This is a genomic window from Mycobacterium sp. 3-98, assembly GCF_035918355.1.
GTDB classification, from domain to species: domain Bacteria; phylum Actinomycetota; class Actinomycetes; order Mycobacteriales; family Mycobacteriaceae; genus Mycobacterium; species Mycobacterium intracellulare.
The window spans coordinates 2,076,730-2,100,779 of the sequence record NZ_CP142360.1 but is presented as its reverse complement, the minus strand read 5'-3'; the positions used below and the strand labels follow the sequence as shown (position 1 = coordinate 2,100,779).

General features: G+C 68.9%; 27 protein-coding genes. 8 read left to right on the top strand and 19 right to left on the bottom strand.

Translation table 11 applies throughout. The features are described 5' to 3' along the window. Positions 1–23: 23 nt before the first annotated feature. The 5 genes from QGN30_RS10335 to dxr all read right to left on the bottom strand — a co-directional run bounded on the left by QGN30_RS10335 (position 24) and on the right by dxr (position 6,539). Positions 24–1,838: a penicillin-binding transpeptidase domain-containing protein gene (locus QGN30_RS10335; protein WP_008258774.1), complete on the bottom strand. Its 1,815-nt coding sequence runs from the start codon at positions 1,836–1,838 to the stop codon at positions 24–26. Positions 1,839–2,005: 167 nt separating this feature from the next. Then, positions 2,006–2,860, bottom strand: a complete 855-nt coding sequence (locus QGN30_RS10330; RefSeq protein ID WP_009952679.1) for a GNAT family N-acetyltransferase — start codon at positions 2,858–2,860, stop codon at positions 2,006–2,008. A 49-nt stretch (positions 2,861–2,909) separates the two neighbouring features. Beyond that, on the bottom strand, positions 2,910–4,076 hold the full coding sequence (gene ispG, locus QGN30_RS10325) for a flavodoxin-dependent (E)-4-hydroxy-3-methylbut-2-enyl-diphosphate synthase (RefSeq protein WP_014385441.1): 1,167 nt from the start codon (positions 4,074–4,076) through the stop codon (positions 2,910–2,912). An 8-nt stretch (positions 4,077–4,084) separates the two neighbouring features. Further along, positions 4,085–5,308, bottom strand: a complete 1,224-nt coding sequence (locus QGN30_RS10320) for a M50 family metallopeptidase (RefSeq protein WP_008258786.1) — start codon at positions 5,306–5,308, stop codon at positions 4,085–4,087. Between the two features lie 19 nt (positions 5,309–5,327). Then, a complete protein-coding gene (gene dxr, locus QGN30_RS10315; protein WP_038536969.1) occupies positions 5,328–6,539 on the bottom strand; it encodes a 1-deoxy-D-xylulose-5-phosphate reductoisomerase in 1,212 nt (403 codons plus the stop codon). Between the two features lie 114 nt (positions 6,540–6,653). On the opposite strand from dxr, the gene QGN30_RS10310 reads away from it, so the two are divergent. Then, complete coding sequence (locus QGN30_RS10310; protein ID WP_036390065.1) at positions 6,654–6,908, top strand: DUF2631 domain-containing protein; 255 nt, start codon at positions 6,654–6,656, stop codon at positions 6,906–6,908. Here QGN30_RS10310 and QGN30_RS10305 read toward each other — a convergent pair. The 6 genes from QGN30_RS10305 to pyrH all read right to left on the bottom strand — a co-directional run bounded on the left by QGN30_RS10305 (position 6,901) and on the right by pyrH (position 11,854). Next, entirely contained in the window at positions 6,901–7,782 is an 882-nt protein-coding gene (locus QGN30_RS10305; protein WP_038536973.1) for a cytochrome c biogenesis CcdA family protein, read from the bottom strand. The two genes, QGN30_RS10310 and QGN30_RS10305, sit on opposite strands and share 8 nt — an antisense overlap. Positions 7,783–7,786: 4 nt before the next feature. Beyond that, positions 7,787–8,296 (bottom strand): protein disulfide oxidoreductase, encoded by a 510-nt coding sequence (locus tag QGN30_RS10300; RefSeq protein ID WP_038536976.1) that lies wholly within the window; start codon positions 8,294–8,296, stop codon positions 7,787–7,789. A gap of 74 nt (positions 8,297–8,370) precedes the next feature. After that, entirely contained in the window at positions 8,371–9,474 is a 1,104-nt protein-coding gene (rlmN, locus tag QGN30_RS10295) for a 23S rRNA (adenine(2503)-C(2))-methyltransferase RlmN (RefSeq protein WP_008258789.1), read from the bottom strand. Positions 9,475–9,506: 32 nt separating this feature from the next. Then, positions 9,507–10,451: a phosphatidate cytidylyltransferase gene (locus QGN30_RS10290; RefSeq protein WP_036429090.1), complete on the bottom strand. Its 945-nt coding sequence runs from the start codon at positions 10,449–10,451 to the stop codon at positions 9,507–9,509. 32 nt (positions 10,452–10,483) lie between these two features. Then, positions 10,484–11,041, bottom strand: a complete 558-nt coding sequence (gene frr, locus QGN30_RS10285; RefSeq protein ID WP_008258791.1) for a ribosome recycling factor — start codon at positions 11,039–11,041, stop codon at positions 10,484–10,486. Between the two features lie 15 nt (positions 11,042–11,056). Next, a complete protein-coding gene (pyrH, locus tag QGN30_RS10280; RefSeq protein ID WP_014712070.1) occupies positions 11,057–11,854 on the bottom strand; it encodes a UMP kinase in 798 nt (265 codons plus the stop codon). Between the two features lie 325 nt (positions 11,855–12,179). On the opposite strand from pyrH, the gene mbp1 reads away from it, so the two are divergent. Next, positions 12,180–12,419, top strand: coding sequence for a microaggregate-binding protein 1 (mbp1, locus tag QGN30_RS10275; protein ID WP_008258793.1), 240 nt, complete (start codon positions 12,180–12,182; stop codon positions 12,417–12,419). 191 nt (positions 12,420–12,610) lie between these two features. Continuing rightward, positions 12,611–13,333 (top strand): winged helix-turn-helix transcriptional regulator, encoded by a 723-nt coding sequence (locus QGN30_RS10270; protein ID WP_038536979.1) that lies wholly within the window; start codon positions 12,611–12,613, stop codon positions 13,331–13,333. A 45-nt stretch (positions 13,334–13,378) separates the two neighbouring features. On the opposite strand, the gene QGN30_RS10265 is transcribed toward QGN30_RS10270, so the two are convergent. Then, complete coding sequence (locus tag QGN30_RS10265; protein ID WP_248923164.1) at positions 13,379–14,317, bottom strand: lysophospholipid acyltransferase family protein; 939 nt, start codon at positions 14,315–14,317, stop codon at positions 13,379–13,381. A 91-nt stretch (positions 14,318–14,408) separates the two neighbouring features. Further along, the gene (locus QGN30_RS10260; protein ID WP_008258797.1) at positions 14,409–14,987 is read right to left on the bottom strand and encodes an MPT63 family protein; all 579 of its coding nucleotides are present in this window, start codon (positions 14,985–14,987) and stop codon (positions 14,409–14,411) included. A gap of 296 nt (positions 14,988–15,283) precedes the next feature. Here QGN30_RS10260 and QGN30_RS10255 point away from each other — a divergent pair, with 296 nt between their 5' ends. The 4 genes from QGN30_RS10255 to QGN30_RS10240 all read left to right on the top strand — a co-directional run bounded on the left by QGN30_RS10255 (position 15,284) and on the right by QGN30_RS10240 (position 17,875). Further along, positions 15,284–15,460 carry a hypothetical protein gene (locus QGN30_RS10255; protein WP_020188525.1) on the top strand — a complete coding sequence of 59 codons (177 nt, stop codon included), beginning with the start codon at positions 15,284–15,286 and terminating at the stop codon, positions 15,458–15,460. Between the two features lie 80 nt (positions 15,461–15,540). Next, positions 15,541–16,380, top strand: coding sequence for an SDR family oxidoreductase (locus QGN30_RS10250; protein ID WP_038536982.1), 840 nt, complete (start codon positions 15,541–15,543; stop codon positions 16,378–16,380). A gap of 81 nt (positions 16,381–16,461) precedes the next feature. Further along, a complete protein-coding gene (locus QGN30_RS10245; protein WP_038536985.1) occupies positions 16,462–17,532 on the top strand; it encodes a hypothetical protein in 1,071 nt (356 codons plus the stop codon). Positions 17,533–17,542: 10 nt separating this feature from the next. Further along, positions 17,543–17,875 (top strand): hypothetical protein, encoded by a 333-nt coding sequence (locus tag QGN30_RS10240; RefSeq protein WP_014385451.1) that lies wholly within the window; start codon positions 17,543–17,545, stop codon positions 17,873–17,875. Here QGN30_RS10240 and QGN30_RS10235 read toward each other — a convergent pair. The 5 genes from QGN30_RS10235 to QGN30_RS10215 all read right to left on the bottom strand — a co-directional run bounded on the left by QGN30_RS10235 (position 17,841) and on the right by QGN30_RS10215 (position 22,077). Then, on the bottom strand, positions 17,841–18,197 hold the full coding sequence (locus QGN30_RS10235) for a hypothetical protein (protein ID WP_009952693.1): 357 nt from the start codon (positions 18,195–18,197) through the stop codon (positions 17,841–17,843). The two genes, QGN30_RS10240 and QGN30_RS10235, sit on opposite strands and share 35 nt — an antisense overlap. A gap of 1 nt (position 18,198) precedes the next feature. Beyond that, a complete protein-coding gene (locus QGN30_RS10230) occupies positions 18,199–19,689 on the bottom strand; it encodes a molybdopterin-dependent oxidoreductase (RefSeq protein WP_014380685.1) in 1,491 nt (496 codons plus the stop codon). Positions 19,690–19,700: 11 nt separating this feature from the next. Beyond that, the gene (locus QGN30_RS10225; protein ID WP_248923165.1) at positions 19,701–20,201 is read right to left on the bottom strand and encodes an oxidoreductase; all 501 of its coding nucleotides are present in this window, start codon (positions 20,199–20,201) and stop codon (positions 19,701–19,703) included. Between the two features lie 139 nt (positions 20,202–20,340). Next, complete coding sequence (locus QGN30_RS10220) at positions 20,341–21,519, bottom strand: phosphatidylserine decarboxylase (RefSeq protein WP_225346129.1); 1,179 nt, start codon at positions 21,517–21,519, stop codon at positions 20,341–20,343. Positions 21,520–21,663: 144 nt separating this feature from the next. Continuing rightward, the gene (locus QGN30_RS10215; protein WP_014385455.1) at positions 21,664–22,077 is read right to left on the bottom strand and encodes a ChaB family protein; all 414 of its coding nucleotides are present in this window, start codon (positions 22,075–22,077) and stop codon (positions 21,664–21,666) included. 132 nt (positions 22,078–22,209) lie between these two features. Here QGN30_RS10215 and QGN30_RS10210 point away from each other — a divergent pair, with 132 nt between their 5' ends. After that, positions 22,210–22,635: a MarR family winged helix-turn-helix transcriptional regulator gene (locus QGN30_RS10210; RefSeq protein WP_008258807.1), complete on the top strand. Its 426-nt coding sequence runs from the start codon at positions 22,210–22,212 to the stop codon at positions 22,633–22,635. Here the strand turns inward: QGN30_RS10210 and QGN30_RS10205 are convergent, their stop codons facing one another. Continuing rightward, complete coding sequence (locus QGN30_RS10205; protein WP_248923166.1) at positions 22,636–24,039, bottom strand: amidase; 1,404 nt, start codon at positions 24,037–24,039, stop codon at positions 22,636–22,638. Between the last annotated feature and the right edge of the window lie 11 nt (positions 24,040–24,050).

Genomic DNA, 24,050 nt, shown 5'->3' with positions numbered 1-24,050 from the left:
AGCGGACCGGGCCCGTAGGACTGCTAGGCCAGAAAGTCCGGCGGCAGCGACTCGAGCATCACCTTGGTCATCCGGACGGCGTACTCCGAGCTGCCACCCCCGACGATCAGCGCCGCGAACGCCAGATCGCCGCGGTAGCCGGCGAACCAGGAATGCGACCCGCCCGGGAACTCGGCCTCACCGGTCTTCCCGTACACCTCGCCGCAGCCGGCGATCTCCTTGGCGGTCCCGTTGGTCACCACCAGCCGCATCATGGGCCGCAGCGCGTCGATCATCTTCGGGCTGATCGGCGTGGCGTCGCCCTGCACGGCCGTCTGGCGGCCCGCGATCAGTTGCGGCACCGGCGTCTTGCCGGCCGCGACCGTCGCCGCCACCAGGGCCATGCCGAACGGACTGGCCAGCACCTTGCCCTGGCCGAAGCCGTCCTCGGTGCGCTCGGCGAGGTCGACCGTCGGCGGCACCGAGCCGGTCACCGTGGTGATGCCGTCGATCTGGTAATCCAGCCCGAGCCCGTAGCGGGAGGCCGCCTGGGTCAGGCCGCGCGGGGGCATCTTGCTGCTGAGCTCGGCGAAGGTGGTGTTGCACGAACTGGCGAACGCCCGCGACATCGGCACCACCCCGAGGTCGAAGCCCCCGTAGTTGGGGACGGTGCGGTGCCCGATGTCGAGGCGGCCCGGGCAGCCCAGCATGGTGTTGGGCGTGGCCATGTCGCGTTCGACCGCCGCGCCGGCGGTGACCATCTTGAACGTCGACCCGGGCGGGAACAGCCCGGTGGTGGCCGGCAGGCCGTCGGCGTCGGCGCCCGCGTTCTGGGCGATCGCGAGGATCTCCCCGGTCGAGGGCTTGATCACCACGATCATCGCCTTGCCGCCGCGGGTGTCCACCGCATGCTGGGCGGCGTTCTGCACCGCGCGGTCCATCGTGAGCGACACCGAGGGGGCCGGTGATCCCTCGACCTCGTGCAGCACCTCGACCTCGACGCCGTTCTGGTTGACGCTCACCACCCGCCAGCCGGCCTCGCCGTCCAGCTGGTCCACCACGGCCTTCTTCACCGCGGCGACGACCGCGGGCGCGAAATGCGGGTCGGTGGGCAGCATTTCGGGCTGGGGCGTGACCACGATGCCGGGCAGCCGGCCGATCGCCGGGAACACCTTGTCGTTGTCGTCGGGGTGCAGCGTGACGCCGAGGTCGACCGGGTGGGGTGTCGAGCTGGCCTGCTCGGCGAGCAGCTGCGGGTCGTTGAGCGTGTCGTTGAACGGGTGCAGTACGTCGACCACCGCGTGCGCCGTGCCGAACAGCGCGGGTCCGGCCTGGGTGGCGTCCAGCGTGTAGTGGTACACGTAGCCGGGCACCAGCACGTCGCTGCCGCCGAGTTCGTTCACCGAGGCGCGGCGCGGCCGATCCGCGCGCAGCGCGAACGTCTGGTGCTCGCCCAGTTTGGCGTGCAGAGCCGTGGTGGTCCAGCGCACCCGCCAGCGGCCCTCGTCGCGCGCCATCCTCAGCTGGCCGTCGTAGCTCCAGACGCGGTTCTTGGGCAGGTGCCAGGCGAAGCGATAGCCGACCGTGCCGGTGTCCTCGGCGTACTTGGCGTTGAGGACCTGCGCGTCGAGGTGGGTCGCCTGCAGGCCGGACCAGGCGGCGTTGAGCGCTTCGCGCGCCTCGTTGGGGCTGTCGCTGAGCTGGGCGGCCGTCGCGGTGTCGCCGACGGCGAGGGCGCGGAAGAACTTCTCCGCGGCCGGGCCCGGGCCGTCGGGCCGGGGCGTGCACCCGGACAGCGCGATGACCGCGACGAGCAGCAGGCCTGAAACGGATGAGGCCGCTGTTGTTCTAGTTACCATCGGTGCTGATGTTATGAGCTGCGGGGTGAACTGCGGCGCCGCCACACCGAGACCGAACCGTTATGCGTGGTCGTGGCAGCTCGCCCCGATGCCGAGCGCCCGGGCAGTCGGGCGTTCGCCGGCCGGCGCCCGCCCAGCCGGGCGGCGGCCGCTGCCGGGGAGCACAACTAGTCGAGCAGCACCGTCGCGAAGGTGCCGATCTCGGCGAAGCCGACGCGGGCGTAGGCCGCGCGCGCCACCGCGTTGAAGTCGTTGACGTAGAGGCTGGCCGTCCGCCCGCTGCCGACGATCACCGCGGCGACCGTGGCGGTGCCGGCGGTGCCCAGGCCCAGGCCGCGCCACTCCGGGTGCACCCACACCCCCTGGATCTGGCCGACCCCCGGCGACTGCGAGCCCACCTCGGCCTTGAAGACGACCTGGCCGTGCTCGAACCGTGCCCAGGCGCGACCGGCCGAGATGAGGCTGGCCACCCGCCGCCGGTAGCCGCGACCGCCATCCCCGATCCGCGGGTCGACGCCCACCTCGCCGATGAACATGTCGACGGCCGCCACCAGGTAGGCGTCCAGCTCCTCGGGCCGGACCTGGCGCACCGCGGTGTCGATGTCGCAGCTCGGGTGGGTGGACAACGCCAGCAGCGGCTGGCGGTCGCGCACGTCGCGGGCCGGCCCCCACGCCCCCTCGAGCCGCTCCCACATCGGCATCACCAGGTCGGCCCTGCCGACCAGCGACGAGCAGCGCCGCGTCCCGCGCATGGCCTCGTCGGCGAACGCGCTCAGGTCGGCCGGGGCGCCGCGCAGCGGGATCAGGTTGGCGCCGGCGAAGCACAGCGATTGCTCGGCGCCGCGCAGCGTCCACAGTTCCCCGCCGATGGAATTGGGGTCGATGCCGTGGTCGGCTACCCGGGCCGCGACCATGCACGAGGCGACGGGATCGTCCTCGAGAACCCGCCAGACCGCGGCCGCATCGCGCACCACGGACACCCGACGCTCGCCGACCAGGCGGAAAAGGGGCGGAGCCGACATGTGGCGAACTCTCTGTGGTGCGATCTCAGGGCCAGGGCGCTGGCGTTTATCAGCTTACGGTCACAACCGGCGAACCGCTCGATGTTGTGTCCGGTCCGTGATCGCCGCCCATCTCGGCGGCGAGCCGCATCGCCTCTTCGATCAAGGTCTCGACGATCTGCGCCTCGGGCACGGTCTTGATCACCTCGCCGCGAACGAAGATCTGCCCCTTGCCATTTCCCGATGCGACGCCGAGGTCGGCCTCGCGGGCCTCGCCCGGACCGTTGACCACGCAGCCCATCACGGCGACGCGCAGCGGGACGTCGAGGCCGTCGAGGCCCGCCGAGACGGCGTTGGCCAGGGTGTAGACGTCGACCTGCGCGCGGCCGCACGACGGGCAGGACACGATCTCGAGCCCGCGCGGGCGCAGGTTCAGCGACTCGAGGATCTGGATGCCGACCTTGACCTCTTCGACCGGCGGCGCCGACAGCGACACCCGGATGGTGTCGCCGATCCCGCGCGACAGCAGCGCGCCGAACGCGACCGCGGACTTGATGGTGCCCTGGAACGCGGGGCCGGCCTCGGTGACGCCGAGGTGCAGCGGATAGTCGCACCGCTCGGCCAGTTGCTCGTACGCGGCGACCATCACCACCGGGTCGTTGTGCTTGACGCTGATCTTGATGTCGCCGAAGCCGTGTTCCTCGAACAGCGAGGCCTCCCAGAGCGCGGACTCGACCAGCGCCTCGGGGGTGGCCTTGCCGTACTTCTGCAGGAACCGCTTGTCCAGCGAGCCCGCGTTGACCCCGATGCGGATGGGGATGCCGGCGGCGCCGGCGGCCTTGGCGACCTCGCCGACGCGGCCGTCGAATTCCTTGATGTTGCCCGGGTTCACTCGCACCGCGGCGCATCCCGCGTCGATCGCGGCGAAGATGTACTTCGGCTGGAAGTGGATGTCGGCGATCACCGGGATCTGGCTGTGCCGGGCGATCTCGGCCAGCGCGTCGGCGTCCTCCTGACGCGGGCAGGCCACGCGGACGATGTCGCAGCCGGCCGCGGTCAGCTCGGCGATCTGCTGCAGCGTGGTGTTGACGTCGTGGGTCTTGGTGGTGCACATCGACTGCACCGAGATCGGGTGGTCGCTGCCGACCCCGACGTCGCGCACCATCAATTGGCGCGTTTTGCGCCGGGGTGCGAGCGTGGGCGCCGGGGCGTCCGGCATGCCCAGGCCAACGGACATGAGTTCTCCTACTGAAACAGCCTGATCGGGTTGACCAGATCGGCGGTCACGGTCAGCAGCATGTAGCCGACCACGAACACCAGCACGACGTACGTCGCCGGCATGAGTTTGAGGTAGTTCACCGGCGCGGCCGCGACCATGCCCCGGGCCGAGCGGATCAGGTTGCGGACCTTTTCGAACATCGCGATCCCGATGTGCCCGCCGTCGAAGGGCAGCAGCGGCACCAGGTTGATCGCGCCCAGGATGAGGTTCAGCTGGGCCAGGAAGAACCAGAACGCCACCCACAGTCCGTGGTCGACGGTGTCGCCGCCGATGATGCTGGCTCCGACCACGCTCATCGGCGTCTGCGGGTCGCGCTGGCCGCCGCCGATGGCGTGCACCAGCGCACCGACCTTGGTGGGAATTGTGACGAGCGCCTTGCCCACCTCGACGGTCAGGTCCCCGGCGAACGCCAGACTGCCCGGGATCGCCGAGAGCACCCCGTAGTGCGTCGGGCCGGTCCGGACGGCGCCGACGCCGATGGCGCCGACCGTCGAGGCTTGCGGTTGAGCGCCCTGCCCGTCGGGCCCGGTGGTCAGGTAGCGCTGCGTGGGCGTGACGTTGACGTAGGTGGTGATGGCGGTGCCGTCCCGCTCGGCGACGATCGGGGTGTTGCCGTGCACCTTGCGGATGGCCGCGGCCATCTCCTCGAAGGTCGACACCGGGGTGTCGCCCACCTTGACGATGACGTCGCCGGGACGGATTCCGGCGAGTGCCGCCGGCCCGGGCCCGGTGCAGTCCGCGATCTTGCCGGGCGCCACTTCCGGTGCCACACAAGCGGTTTCACCGACCACCGCCTTGGTGGGCGGGTGCAGGTCGGGCAGGCCCCAGACCAGCGCGATGCCGTAGAGCAGCACCAGGCAGATGACGAAGTTCGCGGCGGGCCCGGCGAACAGCACCGCGACGCGCTTCCAGACCGCCTGCTTGAACATGGCGCGGTCGGTCTCGTCGGGCGCCAGCTCCTCCACCGAGGTCATGCCGGCGATGTCGCAGAATCCGCCCAGCGGCACGGCCTTGAGGCCGTACTCGGTCTCGCCGCGGCGGGTCGACCACAGCGTGGGGCCGAAGCCGACGAAGTAGCGCCGCACCTTCATGCCGGTGGCGCGCGCAACCCACATGTGGCCGCACTCGTGCAGGGCCACCGAGATCAGGATGGCCAGTGCGAACAGCACAATGCCGATGACGAACATCATTAGGCTGCGAGGACCTTTCTCACACCGCTCCGGAGGCTTTGACCGATAAGTTGGCGGGCTGCGCCTGTGCGACGACACGCTGCGCCCGCTCCCGTGCCCAGCGCTGCGCGTCGAGTACCTCATCCACGTTAGCGGGTGAGACGGCCCATTGGTCGGCGGCGTGCAGCACGTCGGCAATGGTTTTGACGATGGCACCGAACCCGATGCGGCCCGCCAGGAACGCCTGCGCCGCCTCCTCGTTGGCGGCGTTGTAGACCGCCGTCATGCAGCCGCCGGTCTGCCCGGCGTACCGGGCCAACTCGACGGCGGGAAAGACGTCGTTGTCCAGGGGCTCGAATTCCCAGCTAGACGCCGTGCTGAAGTCGCAGGAGGCGGCCGCGCCGGGCACCCGGCGCGGCCAGCCCAGGGCCAGCGCGATCGGCAGCCTCATGTCCGGCGGGCTGGCCTGGGCGAGGGTCGAGCCGTCGACGAAGGTGACCATCGAATGAACAATCGACTGGGGGTGCACGACCACCTCGATGCGGTCATAGGGAAGGCCGAACAGCAGGTGGGTCTCGATGAGCTCGAGCCCCTTGTTGACCAGCGAGGCCGAGTTCAGCGTGTTCATCGGGCCCATCGACCACGTCGGGTGGGCGCCGGCCTGCTCGGGGGTGACGTCCTCGAGCTGGGCGGCGGTCCAGCCGCGGAACGGGCCGCCGGACGCGGTCAGCACCAGCTTGGCGACTTCGTCGGGGGTCCCGCCGCGCAGGCACTGGGCCAGCGCGGAATGTTCGGAGTCGACCGGCACAATCTGGCCGGGCTTGGCGGCCTTGAGCACCAGCGGACCGCCGGCGATCAGCGATTCCTTGTTGGCCAGCGCCAGCCGGGCGCCCGACTCCAGCGCGGCCAGGGTGGGCCGCAGGCCCAGCGCCCCCACCAGCGCGTTGAGGACGACGTCGGCCTCGGTCTCCTGGACCAGCCGGGTCACGGCCTCGGGCCCGGCAAAGGGGATGTCGCCGGCCCGCCGCGCCGCCGCTTCGTCGGCGACCGCGATGTTGGTCACACCGGTGGCGGCGCGCTGGTGCAACAGCGTGTCCAGGTTCGCCCCACCCGCGGCCAGGCCGACCACTTCGAAGCGGTCCGGATTGGCCGCGATGACGTCCAGCGCCTGGGTGCCGATGGAGCCGGTGCTGCCCAGCACCAGCACGCGCACGCGGCCCGGGGTTTGCCCGTCGGTCGTCGGGTTGGTCACCCATTCATTGTGCCGCCCGGCCCGGACGGGGGCCACGATGCGGCCGCGCCCTCGGCGCGGCGTTATGCCAGAATCTGGGTTCAGCAAGCCGATCCGATCCGAAAGGGATTCGCCGTGGCCAGTACCGAGGTCGAACACTTCACCGGCGTCGACTCCGTCGAGGTGCCGTCGGCGGCGTGGGGTTGGAGCCGGATCAATCACCGGACCTGGCACATCGTCGGCCTGTGCATCTTCGGGCTGTTGCTGGCAATGCTGCGCGGCAACCACGTCGGCCACATCGAGGACTGGTTCCTGATCGGCTTCGCGGCCCTGGTCCTCGTCGTCCTGATCCGCGACCTGTGGGGCCGCCGGCGCGGCTGGATCAGGTAGCCGCTCCCCGTTTGCCCTGGCGTTTCACCCGGCGATGCCAGGCGCCGCCGATCACGACGACCGCCAACGCGAGCATGGCCACCAGCCACGGCCATATTCCGTGCTGGTGCACCCAGCCGGCAGTCGCACCCTGCAGACGACCGACCGCGGTGATCACCGCGTCCCGCGGGTTGGCGTTTGCGCCGAACAGGCGCACCTCGTAGCTGCCGTAGTAGGCCACGTACAGCCCGACCAGCACCAGCAGCGCGCCACCGATCCGGTTGACGAACGGCAGGATTCGGCGCAGCCGGTCCACCATCGCGGTGCTCGCCGTCGCGGCGGCGACGGCGAGCACACCGACGACCAGGGTCAGCCCCGCGCTGTAGGAGAGGTAGATCGCCACGCCGGTGACGATCGATCCCCCGCGCAGGCCGGCTGCGGTGACGGCCAGAAACGGCCCGATGGTGCACGACAGCGAGGCGACCGCGTAGCTGATGCCGTAGCCGTACATGGAGCCCAGCCGCACCGTGGGGGCCCACCTCGGCCCCAGCGGCCGCGAGGCCAGGGCCGACAGTTCCCGACCCGACAGCAGCCAGGCACCGAGCACGATCAACACCACGCCGACCAGCGCGGTGGCGTACGGCAGGTAGCGCTGCACGGTCGTGGCCGCCGACACGGTCAGCGCGCCGAACACGCCGAACACCGTCAAGAAGCCCAGCGCCATCCCGACGGTGGCCGCCAGCGCCCGCCCGGTGGCGGCCACGCCGGAGCGTTCGCCGGGTCGCCGGCCGCGCACCACCAGCAACAGGTAGGTGGGCAGCATGGCAAACCCACACGGATTCAGCGCGGCCACCAATCCGGCGGCGAAGGCCAGGCCGACCAGACCCTGGTCCATTTGGTCAGGACCTCAGCGCGGAGACCCGGTCGGAGAGCTCCTGCTGTGACATCGCCGAGGTCGGGTTGTTGACGAAGGTCGAGCTGCCGTCCGCACGGTAGAACACGTAGGCGGGCTGCCAGGGGACGTTGTAGCGGGCCCAGATGGCGCCGTCGGTGTCGTTGAGGTTGGTGAAATTCAGGTTGTACTTGGAGACGAAGCCCTGCATCGCACCCACGTCCGCGTGCGCCGCGATGCCGACGAAAGCGACGCCGGGGTTGGCGGCCGCGACCTGGCTGACGCCGGGGGCCTCTGCGTTGCAGTACGGGCACCACGGCGTCCAGAACCACAGCACCGCCGGCTTGCCCTGCAAACTGGCGCCACTGAAGGGTGCACCGCTCAGGGTCGTCGCGGTGAACTGCAATCGGTCGTCGGCGGCCTGCGCGCGTGGTCCGCTGGCCACGCCGACCATCATCGTGGCGACGACCAGCGCCGCGGCGAACGCTTTGTTCAGGGCTGACAAGCGAATCCTCATGGCACACCTCATTACTGGAGTCATGCCTTACTCGACGGGACAGCCCGTAGTCCGGTTCATCCGCCCCCAGCGAGCTACCGGTTCTCGAAGGCCAGCTGGCCGCACGCGGCGCTGATCTCCCGGCCGCGGGTGTCGCGGACCGTGCAGGACACGCCCTTGGCGCGGACCCGCCGCACGAACTCGCGCTCGACCGCCTTCGGGCTCGCATCCCACTCGCTGCCCGGCGTCGGGTTCAGCGGGATCAGGTTGACGTGCACCAACGGCCCCAGCGCGCGATGCAGCCGCTGCCCCAACAGGTCCGCCCGCCACGGCTGGTCGTTGACGTCACGGATCAGCGCGTACTCCACCGATACCCGCCGGCCGGTGACGTCGGCGTAATACCGTGCGGCGTCGAGCGCCTCGGCGATCTTCCACCGGTTGTTGACCGGCACCAGCGTGTCGCGCAGTTCGTCGTCGGGCGCGTGCAGCGACAGCGCCAGGGTCACCGCGAGCCCTTCGTCGGCGAGTTTGCGGATCGCGGGCGCCAGGCCGACCGTCGACACCGTCACCGAACGGGCCGAAATGCCGAACCCGTGGGGCGGCGCGGCGATGATGCGCCGCACCGCGGCGACCACCCGGGCGTAGTTGGCCAACGGCTCCCCCATGCCCATGAAGACCACGTTGGACAGCCGCTGACTGGGCGGGCCGAAGTCGTCGCGCAGCACCGCGGCGGCGGCGCGCACCTGCTCGAGGATCTCGGCCGTCGACAGGTTGCGGCTCAACCCGCCCTGGCCCGTCGCACAGAACGGACACGCCATGCCGCAGCCGGCCTGCGACGAGATGCACACCGTGTTGCGCTGCGGATAGCGCATCAACACCGACTCCACGGTGACCCCATCGAGGGCCCGCCACAACGTCTTTCGCGTCTCGCCGGCGTCGCAGGCCACCTCGGAGACCGCGGTGAGCAGGATCGGGAACATCGTGTCGGCGATCGCGTCGCGCAGCCCGGCCGGCAGGTCGGTCATCTGCCGCGGGTCGGCGATCAGCCGCCCGTAGTACTGATGCGCCAGCTGCTTGGCGCGAAAGGCCGGCAGCCCCAGCTCGGCGACGGCGGCGGCGCGGCCGTCCGCGTCGAGATCGGCCAGGTGCCGCGGCGGCTTGCCGGGTCGCGGCTCGGAGAACACCAGTTGTTGGACCATGACCTGTCCAGTATCGGTCACGTCGGGCCGACCTAGGGAACGAGCGTCAGCACCGTCCACGCCGCGACCGCCGACGGCAGGACGCCGTCGAGGCGGTCCATCAGTCCGCCGTGGCCGGGCAGCAGCCGGCCCATGTCCTTGATGCCGAGGTCGCGCTTGATCTGCGATTCCACCAGATCGCCGAGCGTGCAGGTCAAAACGAGCACCAGACCCAGCAGCGCGCCCACCCACGGCGGTTTGCCGGCGAGGAAGGTCGCGGTCAGGGTCGCCGCGGTGATGCCCAGGACGAGCGAACCGGCGAGCCCCTCCCAGGACTTCTTCGGGCTGATCGCCGGGACCATCGGGTGCTTGCCGAACAACACGCCGACGGCGTAGCCGCCCACGTCCGACGCGACCACCGTGATCATCAGGCAGAACACCCGCCCCGCGCCGTCGGCGGGATACACCAGCAACGCGGCAAAGGACGCGAACAGCGGCACCCACGCGGCCAGGAAAATTGTGGCGGACGCGTCGCGCAGGTAGGACGGCGACGGGGACCCACCGGCGGGTTCGGGCGGTGTGCGGTTGTCCTGCATGAACAATCGCCAAAACAGGCACGCCACCACGGTGACGCCGAAGCCCGCCAGCGCGCCGGCGGCGTGGAACGGCCAGGTCAGCCACACCGTGAGCTGCCCGCCGGCCAGCAACGGGATGACCGGAATGACGAATCCGGCTTCACGCAGCCGCCGCACCACCTCGTGGGTGGCGACCAGGATGGCCATCGCGACGATCGGGACCCAGAAGCGGGGGGCGAACACCAGCGTGACGACCAAAGCGCCGCCGATACCGGCGCCCACCGCGATCGCGGCGCGCAGGTCGCGGCCGGCCCGCGAGGTCTTCTTCGCGGGCGGCGGCATCGCCGTGAACGCAGGCTCCGGCTGGGCTGCGGCGCCGGGCTCGTCGGGCGGGGTGCCTGCGCCGGGATCTGGGGTAGCCACGGGCCTGAGTCAACTTAGCTGCCGAGTGGTCGCTAGACCTCCAGCAGCTCGCCTTCTTTGTGCTTGACCAACTCTTCGATCTGGGTGGTGTACTGGTGCGTGGTCTTGTCCAGGTCCTTTTCGGCCCGGCCGACCTCGTCCTCGCCGGCCTCGCCGTCCTTGCGGATGCGGTGCAGCTCCTCCATCGCCTTGCGGCGGATGTTGCGCACCGAGACCTTGGCGTCCTCCCCCTTGCTCTTGGCCTGTTTGACCAGCTCGCGGCGGCGTTCCTCGGTGAGCTGCGGGACCGCCACGCGGATCAGGGTGCCGTCGTTGGTGGGATTCACGCCCAGGTCGGAGTTGCGGATCGCCGTCTCGATCGCGCCCACCTGGCTCGCCTCGTAGGGCTTGATCACCACCAGGCGCGCCTCGGGGACGTTGATGCTCGCCAGCTGCGTGATGGGGGTGGCGGCGCCGTAGTAATCGATCACGATCCGCGAGAACATGCCGGGATTGGCGCGCCCGGTCCGGATGGTCGACAAGTCGTCGCGGGCGACCGCTACCGCCTTCTCCATTTTCTCTTCAGCGTCGAAGAGAGCCTCGTCAATCATCTGCGCCGCTCCTCATCAGGTGGTGACCAGAGTCCCGATTTTCTCACCAGCGACCGCCCGGGCGATATTGCCATTGGTCAGCAGGTTGAACACCAGGATCGGCATGCCATTGTCCATGCACAGGCTGAATGCGGTGGCATCGGCCACTCGTAGCCCGCGGTCGATGACCTCGCGATGACTGATCGCGGTGATCAGCTCGGCCTCGGGATACTGCCGCGGGTCCGCGGAGAAGACGCCATCGACGGCCTTGGCCATCAACACCACCTCGGCGCCGATCTCGAGCGCCCGCTGTGCGGCGGTGGTGTCGGTGGAGAAGTACGGCAGGCCCATGCCGGCACCGAAGATCACCACGCGCCCCTTTTCCAGGTGGCGTACGGCGCGCAGGGGCAGGTAGGGCTCGGCGACCTGACCCATGGTGATCGCGGTCTGGACGCGGGTGACGATGCCTTCCTTCTCCAGAAAGTCTTGCAGCGCGAGGCTGTTCATGACGGTGCCCAGCATGCCCATGTAGTCCGAACGGGTGCGTTCCATGCCGCGCTGCTGCAGCTGCGCCCCCCGGAAGAAGTTGCCCCCGCCGATCACGACGGCGACCTGGACGCCGCCGCGGACCACCTCGGCGATCTGCTGCGCCACCAGCGCCACGACGTCGGGATCCAAGCCGACCTGCCCGCCGCCGAACATTTCGCCGCCGAGCTTGAGTAGCACTCGCGAATACCTGGCCCGGGTCAGCGCCTGGCCGGAAGCCAGTCCGTTCGTGGGCTCCTGCCTCGGAGCCGCCGGGCCGGCGACGTGGGGCTCCCTGGACTCCGTCATCAGACTCCTCGCATGAGAGTGCCATCCCGGGCGATCTCATCCGGAACGGCATTTCACATCCTGCCTCATCGCAGCACAACGGGGCGTCGGTGGGGTGCATTATGCGCACAGTTGGCGTGCGGGAGCGATTTTCGAGCCTGCCGGTACCGAATGTTCCGACGCCCGGCGCTGCGTTTGAGCCGCCGACGGCAGGGGAACCCGCTACAACGCGGTGACATATGCGGTCTCGAGCAATGAGGACCGGGTTCGCCGTATGACCGGATCGATCGCTCGCGATCGTTGAGCGTGGATCGCTCACAGTACGCCAACGAGGAGGAACGGATCCATGGCGGAAGAAAACAAGTCGGGACCCGCTGAAGCGGTGAAGGGCGTCGTCGAGGACGTCAAGGGTAAGGCCAAGGAGGCCGTAGGCGCGGTGGCCGGTCGCGATGACCTGACCCGTGAAGGCCAGGCGCAGCAGGACAAGGCCGAAGCGCAGCGTGACGCGGCGAAGAAGGAAGCCGAGGCGGAAGCCGCGCGTGGCGGCGCCGAGGCGGCCGAGGAGCGCCAGAAGTCCAACCAGTAGCTTGATGGGAAAGATGGGTCCGGTCCATGAAAATGGGCCGGGCCCATCGACTTTCTCCAGCGCGCCGGCCTGAGTTTGCATAGCTTTGCATAGTTTTCGGCCGAGTGGGTAAACAGCCCTAGCGCTGCCAGACATCTCGCGGGAGGCGCCTACGGACCGGGGGGAACGCAGGGACCTCACGAGGTTTGGAGATGTCGTTGGACAGGTCGATGGACATTGTGCTGCTCACCGACGAGGCTGATTTCGAATCGGCCTTACCGGATTTGACCACGTTCGCGCTCCCGGCGCGCGTGGCGCTGACCGCCCACACCGACGGTCATTGCGCCACCGCCGACGTGGCGATCGTCGACGCGCGCAGCAACATGCCTGCGGCCCAGGCGGTTAGCCGCCGACTGGCGGCGCAGAATCCCGCTACCGCGGTGGTGGCCCTGGTGAGGCCGGCGGATTGCGCCGCGGTCGACACCGATGGCAATTTCGACGACGTGATGCTGCCCGGCACCGGCGCGGACGAGCTGCGGGCGCGGTTGCGGCTGGCGGTCGGCCGCCGCCGCGGCACCGCCGACGGCATCTTGAAGTTCGGCGACCTCCGCCTGCACCCGGCGAGCTTCACCGCGTCGCTGGACGGCCACGACCTGACTCTGACCCTGACCGAGTTCAGATTGCTGAGTTTCCTTGTGCTGCATGCCGGCCAGGCCTTCACGCGCACCCGATTGATGCGGGAGGCGTGCGGCTATGACAGCAACAGCCGGGCCCGCACGGTCGACGTCCACATCCGGCGACTGCGCGCCAAGCTCGGCACCCGGCACGAATTCATGATCGGCACCGTCCGCGGGGTCGGTTACCGGGCGCCCACGCCCCCGCAACCGGAGTGGGTGCTCGCCGATCCGGCGCTGACACCCACGCGGGCAACCTGATCCACGACGCCCTCATCGACGTGGCCGCAACGGTTTTCGCGGCCGTCACCCGAAGAACGGGAAGGCGCGCTTGCGCGCCAGCGCGTCCATGCCCTCCTGGATGGAATCCTGCACTTCGTGGTATTTGCGGTCGATGTATTCCTCGTCGTCCGCCCGCGCGGGGTCGCGGTCGAGTTCCACGGCGGGCATGAAGCGCGTCCTGATCTTGGCCGGCAGCGGCAGTTGGGGCAGCGCCGCCGGGGCGATCCCCCACGGCAGCGAGATCGCCAGCGGGAACACCTTGAGCCGCAGTAACCGGTCCAGTTGCAAGGCTTTTGACAGCCGGTCGCCGCGGATCAGCACGGGCATCGCGTCGGCCCCGCCGACGGTGGCGATGGGCACGATCGGCACCCCGGCCCGGATCGCCATCTTGACGAAGCCCGTCCGCCCGGCGAGGTTGGCCCGATCGCGCTCCGTCCATGGGCGCAGCGAGTCCACTTCCCCACCCGGCCACAGCGCGACGTCACGCCCTTCGGCCAGGGCGGTGGCGATCGCGTCCGGGGCGGCCGGGAGCACCCCCATCGACCGGAAGTAGCGCCCGAACAACGGGATTGCCATCAACGCGTCATGGGCGGTGCCGTGCAGCGGCCGGTCCTGGCCGAACCGTCGCCACCATTGCAGACCAACCGTCCAGGCGTCCCACACGAACGGGGCCCCGGAGTGGATCCCGACCAGCAGCGCCGGCGGTGCTTCCGGAATGTTCTCCCAGCCGTCGATCTCCATCCGAAACCAATAGTCCACCAGCACATTCCACAAATACTTCTGTCGCTGCAGGGCAGCCTCGTCCTGGCCGGACAGATCCCAGCGGCCGGCGCGCTCGGCGACCCAGCCGCTCAGCCCGCCGCTGTGTTCGCTGCGCCGCTCGTCCATCGCCGCTCGCGTTCGCTCGGCGTTGCGTTGCGCTTGTTTGCGCACGCTCGCCGGCCTGTGGTCCGGGTTACTCATGAATGCCGGGTACCCGGTTCACCCGCGCCCGATTCGTCGGGACGCAAAAACTCCCCGCACCACGGGGGTGCGGGGAGTTTTGCCGGCCGGATCAGGCGCTGGGCGCCGGCGCCGGCGGGGCACCGGGTGCCGGGCTGTTCGGCGCGCCGGGCGCCGGGCTGTTGATCGTCCCGGACGCGGAGCCGCCCTCCATGTTCGACGTCCAGATCAGGACGTCTTGCATGCCGTCGTTGTAGACGACGCCGTTGGGGGGCGCGCCGGTCACGTCGAAGTACAGCGTGCCGGTCGACTCGCTGCCCTGCGGGATCGGCGCGGGGCTGAGCCCGTTCGGGGTCCCGACCTTGTCGATCACCCGGTAATTCTGACCGTTGGGTCCGCGGGCGATGAAGTCGTTGACCATCGGGGTCACGAGGCCGGCCTCCGACCGGGCGCTGATGTCCGCCTGGTAGAGCGTGCCCTTGGGCGTGTAGCCCGGGATGGTGACATTGCTCGGCTGCAGGTTGCTCACGGTGTAATTAGTGATCAGGGCGCCGTCCACGAGCTGTTCGCTGGTGCCGAATCCCTGAATGTTGGGCGGCGGCGAAGCCAAAGCCGGCGCCGCGGCGAAAACGCCCGCGGCCGCAATCCCGGCGGCGGCAACTGTCTTAATGGCCGTCTTGGTGACCTTCATTCTTCATTCCTTTCGTCGCACACAAACGCCCCCCGTCAAGGGCATGCAGATATACGCAGCGAAATAGCCATGCGGCTCCGGCTTTAAACATCTACCCGCGCCGCACGCCAATAATCGGGTCCATTAGCTGGTGAAATGCGGGTGTTTTCGCCGACGACATCTTTGGTAACAGAACACAACACCCGCATCACCGCTAACACCCGCCGCGCGCCCCGATTAAGCCGTGCGCCGCCGGGTAACCGGTGCGCGAAGGCGTTCTGAGCACAGGCCGAGACATCCGCGAAGGGGGCGATCGCGTGCAACGTGGCAACTCCAAGCACAGCTCACGGGAAGACGACGAGCTCAAGCACGAACTGGAAGGCACGGTCCGCGGCAATCGGTCCAGCCGTAGCGAGGAGTGGCGGGACCCGGAGCCGCCGGCCGACGACGATCCGGACGTTCCGACCGCCGGCCCGACCCGTCGCGAATCGTAAAGCGGGAAGCGGCGCGGGCGTTTGCCCGGGCCCGCTTCTCCAATGCATGGCCAACTTTCGAGCGAGGCAAAGGAAATCAGATGGGCTTTACCGCGCAACAACAATCCGTCCCGGGCGTGCAGGCCGAGATGGATCCAATTCCCGATTGTGGTGAAAACACTTACCAGGGCTCGGGAAAACTCCTCGGCAAAAAGGCGATCATCACCGGCGGCGACAGCGGCATCGGGCGTGCGGTCGCGATCGCCTTCGCGCGCGAGGGCGCCGACGTGCTGATCGCGTACCTCAACGAGGACGACGACGCGCGCGACGTGGCCCGCTACGTCACCAACGCCGGACGCAAGTGCGTGCTGATGCCCGGTGACCTCTCCGACGCCGCCCACTGCCGCGCCGTCGTGGACCGGGCGGTGCAGGAATTGGGCGGCGTGGACATCCTGGTCAACAACGCCGCGTATCAGATGATGCGCAAGAGCCTGGACGAGATCAGCGACGAGGAGTGGGATTACACCTTCCGGCTCAACGTGGGCGCGTATTTCTACCTCGCCAAGGCGGCCCTGCCCTACCTGAACGCCGGCTCGTCGATCATCGGCAGCTCGTCGGTGAACTCCGACAGCCCCAATCCGACCCTGGCGCCCTACGCCGCGACCAAGGCGGCGATCGCCAATTTCTCCGCCAGCTTGGCTCAGCTGTTGGGCGAGAAGGGGATTCGGGTCAACAGCGTGGCGCCGGGTCCGATTTGGACGCCGCTGATCCCGTCGACGATGCCGCCGGACAGCGTGAAATCCTTCGGCGACAACGTGCCGCTGGGGCGTGCCGGCCAGCCCGCCGAACTCGCCCCGCTCTACGTGCTGCTGGCCTCCGACGACGCGAGCTACATCTCCGGGGCGCGGGTGGCCGTCACGGGCGGGCGGCCGATTCTGTAGGCGGCGATCCCGTCGCGCCCTCTCGCAGGTGTAACGGGCCGCCCGCCGGGGTACAGCCCGGACGGGCGAAACGGCGAAAGGATGGCACCGATCGTGGCCATCGGGAGCGGTCAGCGGCGAAGGTTGCGACGATGGTCGGTCGCGGCGGCCGCCGGAGTCGTGGCGGTAGCGGGATGTTCGGCCCCCGGGTCCTCGCTGGAGAGCGCGCCGGCGGTCAGCGTGGCGACCATCGACGCGGCCCTGCATGACCCGGTCTGGTCCTATCACGACCACGAGTTGATGGGCCTCACCGACGATCACCGGCTGGCCGCGATCGGCTACGCCGGGCCGGGCACCGCCCATACCCGGCTGTCGGCCCCGATGGGGTCCGGGCGCAACCTGCAGATCAGCCAGAAGGACGACCGCCACGTCTTCGTGCCGCAGCCGGAGCGCGGCAAGGTCGCCGTCGTCGACATCGCGACCCTGCGGCCGGTCGCCGAAATCGACGCCGGCCCCGCGCCTTCCTACCTCGCCGAGGACGCCGGCATGCGGGTGTTGCTGGCGCTCGCCGCGGACGGTTCGTCGGTGACGCCGGTGGACCAGTACGGGTTCCGCAAGCTGCCGACGGCCACCTACGCCGGGGACCCGGCCGACACGATCGACGGGTCCAACCGCGGGCGGCAAATCGAGTACCACCTCTACGGCGCCTCGGGCATCCGCTATTACAAGGGGCCCACGTCGCCGCCCGAAGAACGCGGCTCGCTTCCGATGGCCGTCGCCGTGTGGGCGGGCGACGGAACCCAGGTCACCCGCAGCTATGTGGCCGGGCGCGACGACAAGGTGCTGTACGCGGTCGACTCGCGTCGCGGCGGGGACGGGCTCGAGGTGCTGGCCCGAACCCAGCTGTCGTCGCCGATTCGCTATCTGGGCACCGACGACACGCGCATCTACGCGGCCACCGACCGCGACGTGACGGTGCTGGAAACCGCGAGCTTCACCGGCTTTCCGAACGGGACCATCCGGGTGATCCGCACCCTCGACTACCGGGCGGGATTGCCGTCGGGCCCGGTCGCTTCGGCGCCGCTGTCCGGGATGGCGATCGGCCCCAAGCGGGTGTATCTGACCCTGCGCGGCCAGCCCCACGTGATCAGCGTGGCGAAGCCACGGCTGTGAGGGAGGGCAGATGAGCACGACAGCGCGGCGACCGGAGCCGATCGGCATCGATGACGACTTCGAGCTGCTCGAGGAGCAGATCGCGGCGCTCAAAGAGCTCGCGCGGCTCGACGACGTGCCCGAAGGGCAGGCCTACGACTTCGGGATCCGTTGGGGGGCAGCGCTCGCCGGGAGGTTCCGCCGGCTGGTGCACTACAGCTGCCTGGGCGTGCTCGACGAGCCCGCCGAACGACGGTTCCAATCCCTGTGTGACGACCTGCGTTCCGTGTCGGAGTTGATCGAGAGGTTCGATCTCGCCCGGCCGCGGTTCACCGATACCCCGAGCCACCCCACGTTGCGCTAGCCTGTCTCGCCCTGGCGCGGCTCGCGATGTCCTCGACGTCGGAGATCTCCCGGTAGTCGGACAAAAACTCGTTGGCGGCCAACACGATTCCGGTGCGCGGGGCCGGACAGTCGTCGTTGCGGCACGTCAACGCCACCATGAAGGCGTCGTCGTCCTCGTCGAGGAACAAGAACCCGAGATACAGCGCGTGCCCGACGGCGAAGTCCCTGCCGCCGCAGCCGGCACAGTGTCCGCCCTTGACGGCCACCAGCTCTGAAACTCGTTCGCGCTCAACGCTTTGCAGGTCGATCAGCTCGGGACGCGTTGCCGAAGGGTCGGGCATGTCAGATCTCCACGTCCTTGTCGTAGTGGACGTTGTCCTCGCGCCAGCCCCCAAGGCCGTGGCCGATGCCGGAGTAGTCGTCGATGAACTCGATCTGGTTGATCCACTTCGCCATCTTGAAACCGACCTGGGTCTCCACCCGCAGCCGCAGCGGCGCCCCGTGCTTGATGGGCAGCGGCTTCCCGTTCATCTCGTAGGCCAGCAACGTCTGTGGCTTGTAGGCGAGTTCGAGATCGATCACCTCGTAGAACTGGCCCTCCCCCTCCGCGCTGGGCTCGTCGCGGCCGGTGTCCTGCATGGTCAAAAAGCAGATGTACTTCGCCTGCGGGAGCGGACGCACATGATCGGCGAGTTGGGCCAGCGGAATTCCGCTCCACTGGCCGATGCTGGTCCACCCCTGCACGCAGTTGTGCATCACGCGTTGCGATTGCTGCTCGGCCAGGCCGCGCAGCGCGTCGAGGTCCAGCGTCACCGGGTTTTCCACCAGCCCGCCCACCCGCACGCGCCAATCGACGAAGTTGTGCACGGCCATCACCTTGTACTCGGCGCTGGTCGGCGGCTTGCCGTTGACCCGGTGCTCCTTGGACGTCATCCGCTCGGGGTAGTTCTGCCTCGAATTCAGCGGCCGCAACAGGATTTTGCGGGCGCGGGTGACCACGGCGCCGAGCACGCGGCGTACCTGAACGGGCCGGCGCAGGCTCCACACCGTCGCCGCGACGTGGACGGCGACGATGGCCGCGATGATCACCAGCGACAGGGCGGTGGCCCAACCGATGTTGCGCACGGAACCGAAGATCATCGACGCGGTGAGCTGGCCCCAACTCCAGAAGAAGATCATCGACAGGTGGATGACGATGAACACCACAAACGCGATCAGGCCGAGGAAGTGCAGGCTGCGCGCCCATTGCCGGCCGCCCCACATGCGCACATACCAGGGGAACGCGGCCTCGATGGCCGGTGACTGCGCGGCGCCCGTCAGGATCTGGAACGGCGCCAGCACGAAGATGACCCCGGCGTAGGTCAGCTTCTGGATGGCATCCAGTGGCTCGCCCGGCAGCAGCGGCGGCAGGTTGAAACTCATGTAGGTGACGATGTCGTTCCACGCCTCACCGAAGATCGACCACGACGCCGGCCAGTACCGGTGCCACTGCCCGGTGGCGAACAGCAGGATGTAATACGAGAGGCCGACGAGGATCCAGCCGATCACCGAGAAGAAGTGCCAGTGGCGGCCCATGCCGAGTTTCTTGTGGCCGGGCAACGAGAACAGCGAGCTGTAGTCCTCCTCCTCGTCGAGGGTGTCGTAGAGCTTGTTGACCGGCATTTCCTTGACCGTGAAGCGCGCCCACTCGCTGCCGGGCCTGCTGTCGTCGTGCCAGTACAGCTTCGGGTGCGTGGACAGGATCTCGATGCCGCTGCGGATCACCAGCGTCAGAAAAAGGACATTGAGCCAGTGGTCGATGCGCAGCCACGCCGGATAGTCGAGCACTGTCATGTCGTCACCGTTCAGTCGCGCCAGTTCTGTCGTTGCGGATACGCCACGTTGATGCCGGACAGGACGGTGGTGTGCACGGCGATGAAGGCCCCGGCGAACGCCATGGCAAACGTTCCCGGGGCCAGGTCCCACCGCCCGGTCACCGCCACCAGACCCGGCAGGCTGACAAACCGGCTGACCAGATAGATCACCAAAAAGGCCGCGCACACCAGGCTCCCGGCGTACCAGCCCGCTTGCGGCACAAGGGGTTTGGCGGCAAACGCCATCGCTGCGGCCACGACCAGGCAGGCGGCGATCAGCGCGGCCAGATACACCCAGAAATACAGCGGCAGGCCGGGCCGGGTGGCCGCCAGGTAGGCGTGCACCGCCACCAGGCCCATGAGCAGCGATGTGCCCAACGCGGTTACGGTGCGCGGCAAGTCGAAGGCGACGTAGCCGTTGAGCGTGAGGAGGGGCGAGGACAGCACCTTGTGCCACGCTGTGAGCCACAGTCGCCCCAGGAGACCGGCCATTGCGGCTGACTACCCCGACTGATAGCCCCACAAACGATCGACCGAGGCGACCTCGAACGGCTCGATCCGCACCGTCGGAGAAGCCGTCTTGCCCCCCGCAGGCAGGGCTTTTACCCCTTGGGCGGCGTAATAATCACCCTCACTGCGGGTTTCGCGGCGCGGCGCAGCGCGCCACCGGCGAACCGACCAGCCGGAACTCCTCACTGGTGTCCAGCTGGGGATCGACGCCCTCCTGGAAGAGGATGATGATGTCCGAGCCGCCGAACTGGAAGTACCCGAACTCCTCCCCCTTGGCCATGTGTTTGCCGGGCACCGCGGTGAGGACGACCGACGACACGTGGGCCATGCCCACCGGGATGACCGCCACGATGCCGATGTCGCCGCAATCCGATTGCGAGGTGTCGACGGTGACCACGCCGCGGGTCTGGGAGAACTCGTACCCGCTGCTGGCGCTGTCGCTGGAGGCGAACTCGTGTTCTTCCAGGCCCACCCGCATGAAGACTTTCCCGTTGATCCGGAAGGACTCCTCGACCAGTCCCGCGGCGGGCAGGTGATAGCGGTGGTAGGCATGCACCGGCAGCATGTAATGCACGAAGGTGCCGCGGGCGAAGCTCTCGCTGTATTGGCTTCCCTCGATGAGTTGCTTGATGTTGCCGTACTTTTCGTTCTTGACGGTGGTGGCGGGGATGCTCGAGTCGGCAGCGATGTCGTAGGCGTGCTGGTATTTGCAGTCGGCCGGTGAGGTCACCACCAGGTTGGTGGTCGGCTCGGCGATCGGGCGCAGCCCTCCGTTGATTTCCCGCGCGATGAATTGGTTGGCGGTCAGCCATCCGCTGGGCGCGTTCGGGACGCCGTCGACCAGCGACTCATGGATGCGGTACTCCGGCGCGTTGTCGATGAACGACTGCAGGGCTTCGGGGCTGAACGACTCCGGCGTGTCCAGGAAATTCCCCCACTGCCGGGCGAAGTCCGTCAGCCATTCCCGAAAGACACCGGAGCCCTGGGCCGGCTCGTCGCCCTGGTCGACCAGGAAGTAGAAGTGCGCCATGCGATCGCTGACCTCTTGAGCCTGCCGCTTTTCGTTCTTCCAGGCGTCCGCGTCCGACTCGTGGGGCACCCATCGGAGGAAGCGCTTCAGGTAGGCCTCGTACTCGCCGATGTCGCGCGGCCACTCGAGCGCCTCGTACAGCTCCGGGTTCAGCTCGGATTCGGCCCGCCCGCGCGCCTTTTGCAAAGACCGCTCGAGCCGATCCGCGAGACCGGGCTCGTTGTTGAGCGTGTCGCGCAGATTGTGGATGACGGAATCCGGCTCGCTCATGTCACTGCTCCCTGGTGTCGTCTGTGCGCGAACGCTTCGCGACCACGGGCAGTCACGTACCCGCGGACTCGGGCGGCAAACGGCGCCGCATCGCCGCGGTGCGCACGCGAACGCAAAGGACCGCGGGGAGTTGGCGATTCCCGCTCAGCGTCCGCGGACGCGGCGATTGTGCTTCTTGATCGCGTCGACCAACTCCGCTTTGTTCATCGTCGATCGGCCCGGAACTTCGAGCCGGCGCGCCACGTCGAGCAGATGCTTTTTGCTGGCGTTGGCGTCGACGCCCTCGGCCGACTCGCCGGACGGTCGCAGCCCGCCACGCTCGGCGCGCTCGTCGGACGGCCCCTTCTTCTCCTTGGGTTCCCAGTGGTCGCCGACCTTTTCGAAACTGTGCTTGACGGCGGCGTAAGCCACCCGGTGGGCCCGTTCCTCGCTGCCGTACTGGTCGGCGGCCGCGTCGTGGGATTTCGCGAACGTGCGTTGCGCTTTGGCGTCGGAACGCCGCAAAGTGCTGGGCAGTTCGCTCTTCTTGGGCGCTCCGCCTTTCGTCGTCTTCGGCATCGAACCTCCTCGTGCGCCAAAAGCGGTGCGGGAAACCTGTTACCGCCGGTCGGTTACCCCGTTGCGGGCCGGGCAATCGCGGTCCGGGAAATGTGCGCCGTGACCAGGCGGACATATGTCAACATGGTTGACATGAATCAGGACGACGCCCCGCTTGGCTATCTGCTGTACCGGGTGGGGACGGTGTTGCGGCCGGAGGTTGCCGCGGTGCTGAGTCCGTTGGACCTGGCCCTGCCCGAATTCGTTTGCCTGCGCATCCTTTCGATGCACCCGGGGATGTCGAGCGCCGAGCTGTCCCGCCACGCGGGCGTCACCCCGCAGGCGATGAACACGGTGCTGCGCAAGCTGGAGGACGTCGGTGCGGTGGAGCGGCCTTCGTCGGTGTCGTCGGGGCGGGCGCTGCCGGCCAACCTGACCGGCGCGGGCCGCGCCCTGCTCAAGCGCGCCGAAGCGGCGGTGCGCGGCGCCGACGCCCGGATCCTGAGCAAGCTCACCGAGACGCAGCAGCGCGAATTCAAAAGGATGCTCGAAAAACTCGGGTCCGACGAGCAGGCCTGATCACCCGGCCTGGATCCGCGCCCACGGCCGGGCCTCTTCGAGTTCGTAGGCGAGTTCGAGCAGCAGCGACTCCTGCCCCATACCGGTCGACAGCATCATGCCGACCGGCATGCCGTGGGCGGATTGGGCCAACGGCAGCGACATCGCCGGTTCGCCGGTCACGTTGTGCAGCGGGGTGAACGACACCCACTCGATCAGCCGGTTGATGACCTGCTGATAGTCGGTCGGCGCCAGGAACCCGATGCGGGGCGTCTCGTCGGCCAGGGTCGGCGTGAGCACCGCGTCGTAGGTGCCGTAGAACCGCGCGGTGCGCCGCCGCGCCCCGCGCAGGCGCATGATCGCCGCCGGGAGCCGGTGCAGGTGGCGGCCGGTGTGTCGCATGAGGCCCAGCGTCAGGCAGTCGAGCTTGGCGCGGTCGAACGTCTCGCCGAACATGTGCCGTCCGCCGCGCACCTGGGCCAGCGCCAAAAATCCCCAATACAGCACGAAGTCGTCGACGAAACTGGCCGCCACCGGCGGTTCGTCGACGTGTTCGACGCGGTGGCCCAGCTCTTCGAGCAGGCCCGCGGATTTCAGCGTCAGCTCCCGCACCGCGGGGCTGCACTCGCGCTGGATCGAGCGGGTCAACACCGCGATCCGCAGCCGCTGCCGGCCGGGCCCGGTGACGTCCCCGACCGGGGCCAGCTTGGGGTTACGCCAGATCCGCTCGGCCTCCCGGTAGAACGCCGCGGTGTCGCGCACCGAACGGGTCACCACGCCGTTGACGACGACGCCGACCGGCATCCGGCGCAGCACCGCGTCCAGGGGCAACCGCCCGCGCGACGGTTTGAGGCCGACGAGCCCGTTGCAGGACGCCGGGATGCGGATCGAGCCGCCGCCGTCGTTGGCGTGCGCGATCGGCACCACACCGGCGGCGACGAAGGCGCCCGACCCCGATGAGGATGCGCCGGCGCTGTATTCGGTGTCCCACGGGTTGCGGACCGGGCCCAGCCGCGGGTGTTCGGCCGACGCGCTGAAACCGAATTCCGAGAGCTGCGTCTTGCCCAGCGAGGTCATCCCGGTGGCCAGGTACAGCTTCGTGAACACGCTGTCGGCGACGGCGTCGCGGCGTGTCCACGCGTCGGTGCCGTGCATCGTGGGCTGCCCGGCGACGTCGACGTTGTCCTTGATGAACGTCGGGACGCCGGAAAAATAGCCGTCGGCCGCCTGCTCGGCGGCCGCACGCGCTTGCCGAAAACCCGCGTACGCCAACCCGTTCAGGGCCGGGTCGACGGCTTCGGTGCGGGCGATCGCCGCCTCGACCGCCTCGGCCCTGCCGACGCGTCCGGAGCGGATGGCCTCGGCGAGCCCGACCGCGTCGAGATCGCCGAGGGCGTCGTCGCCGAACGCGTGCACGTGCCGCATAGCAGTGACGC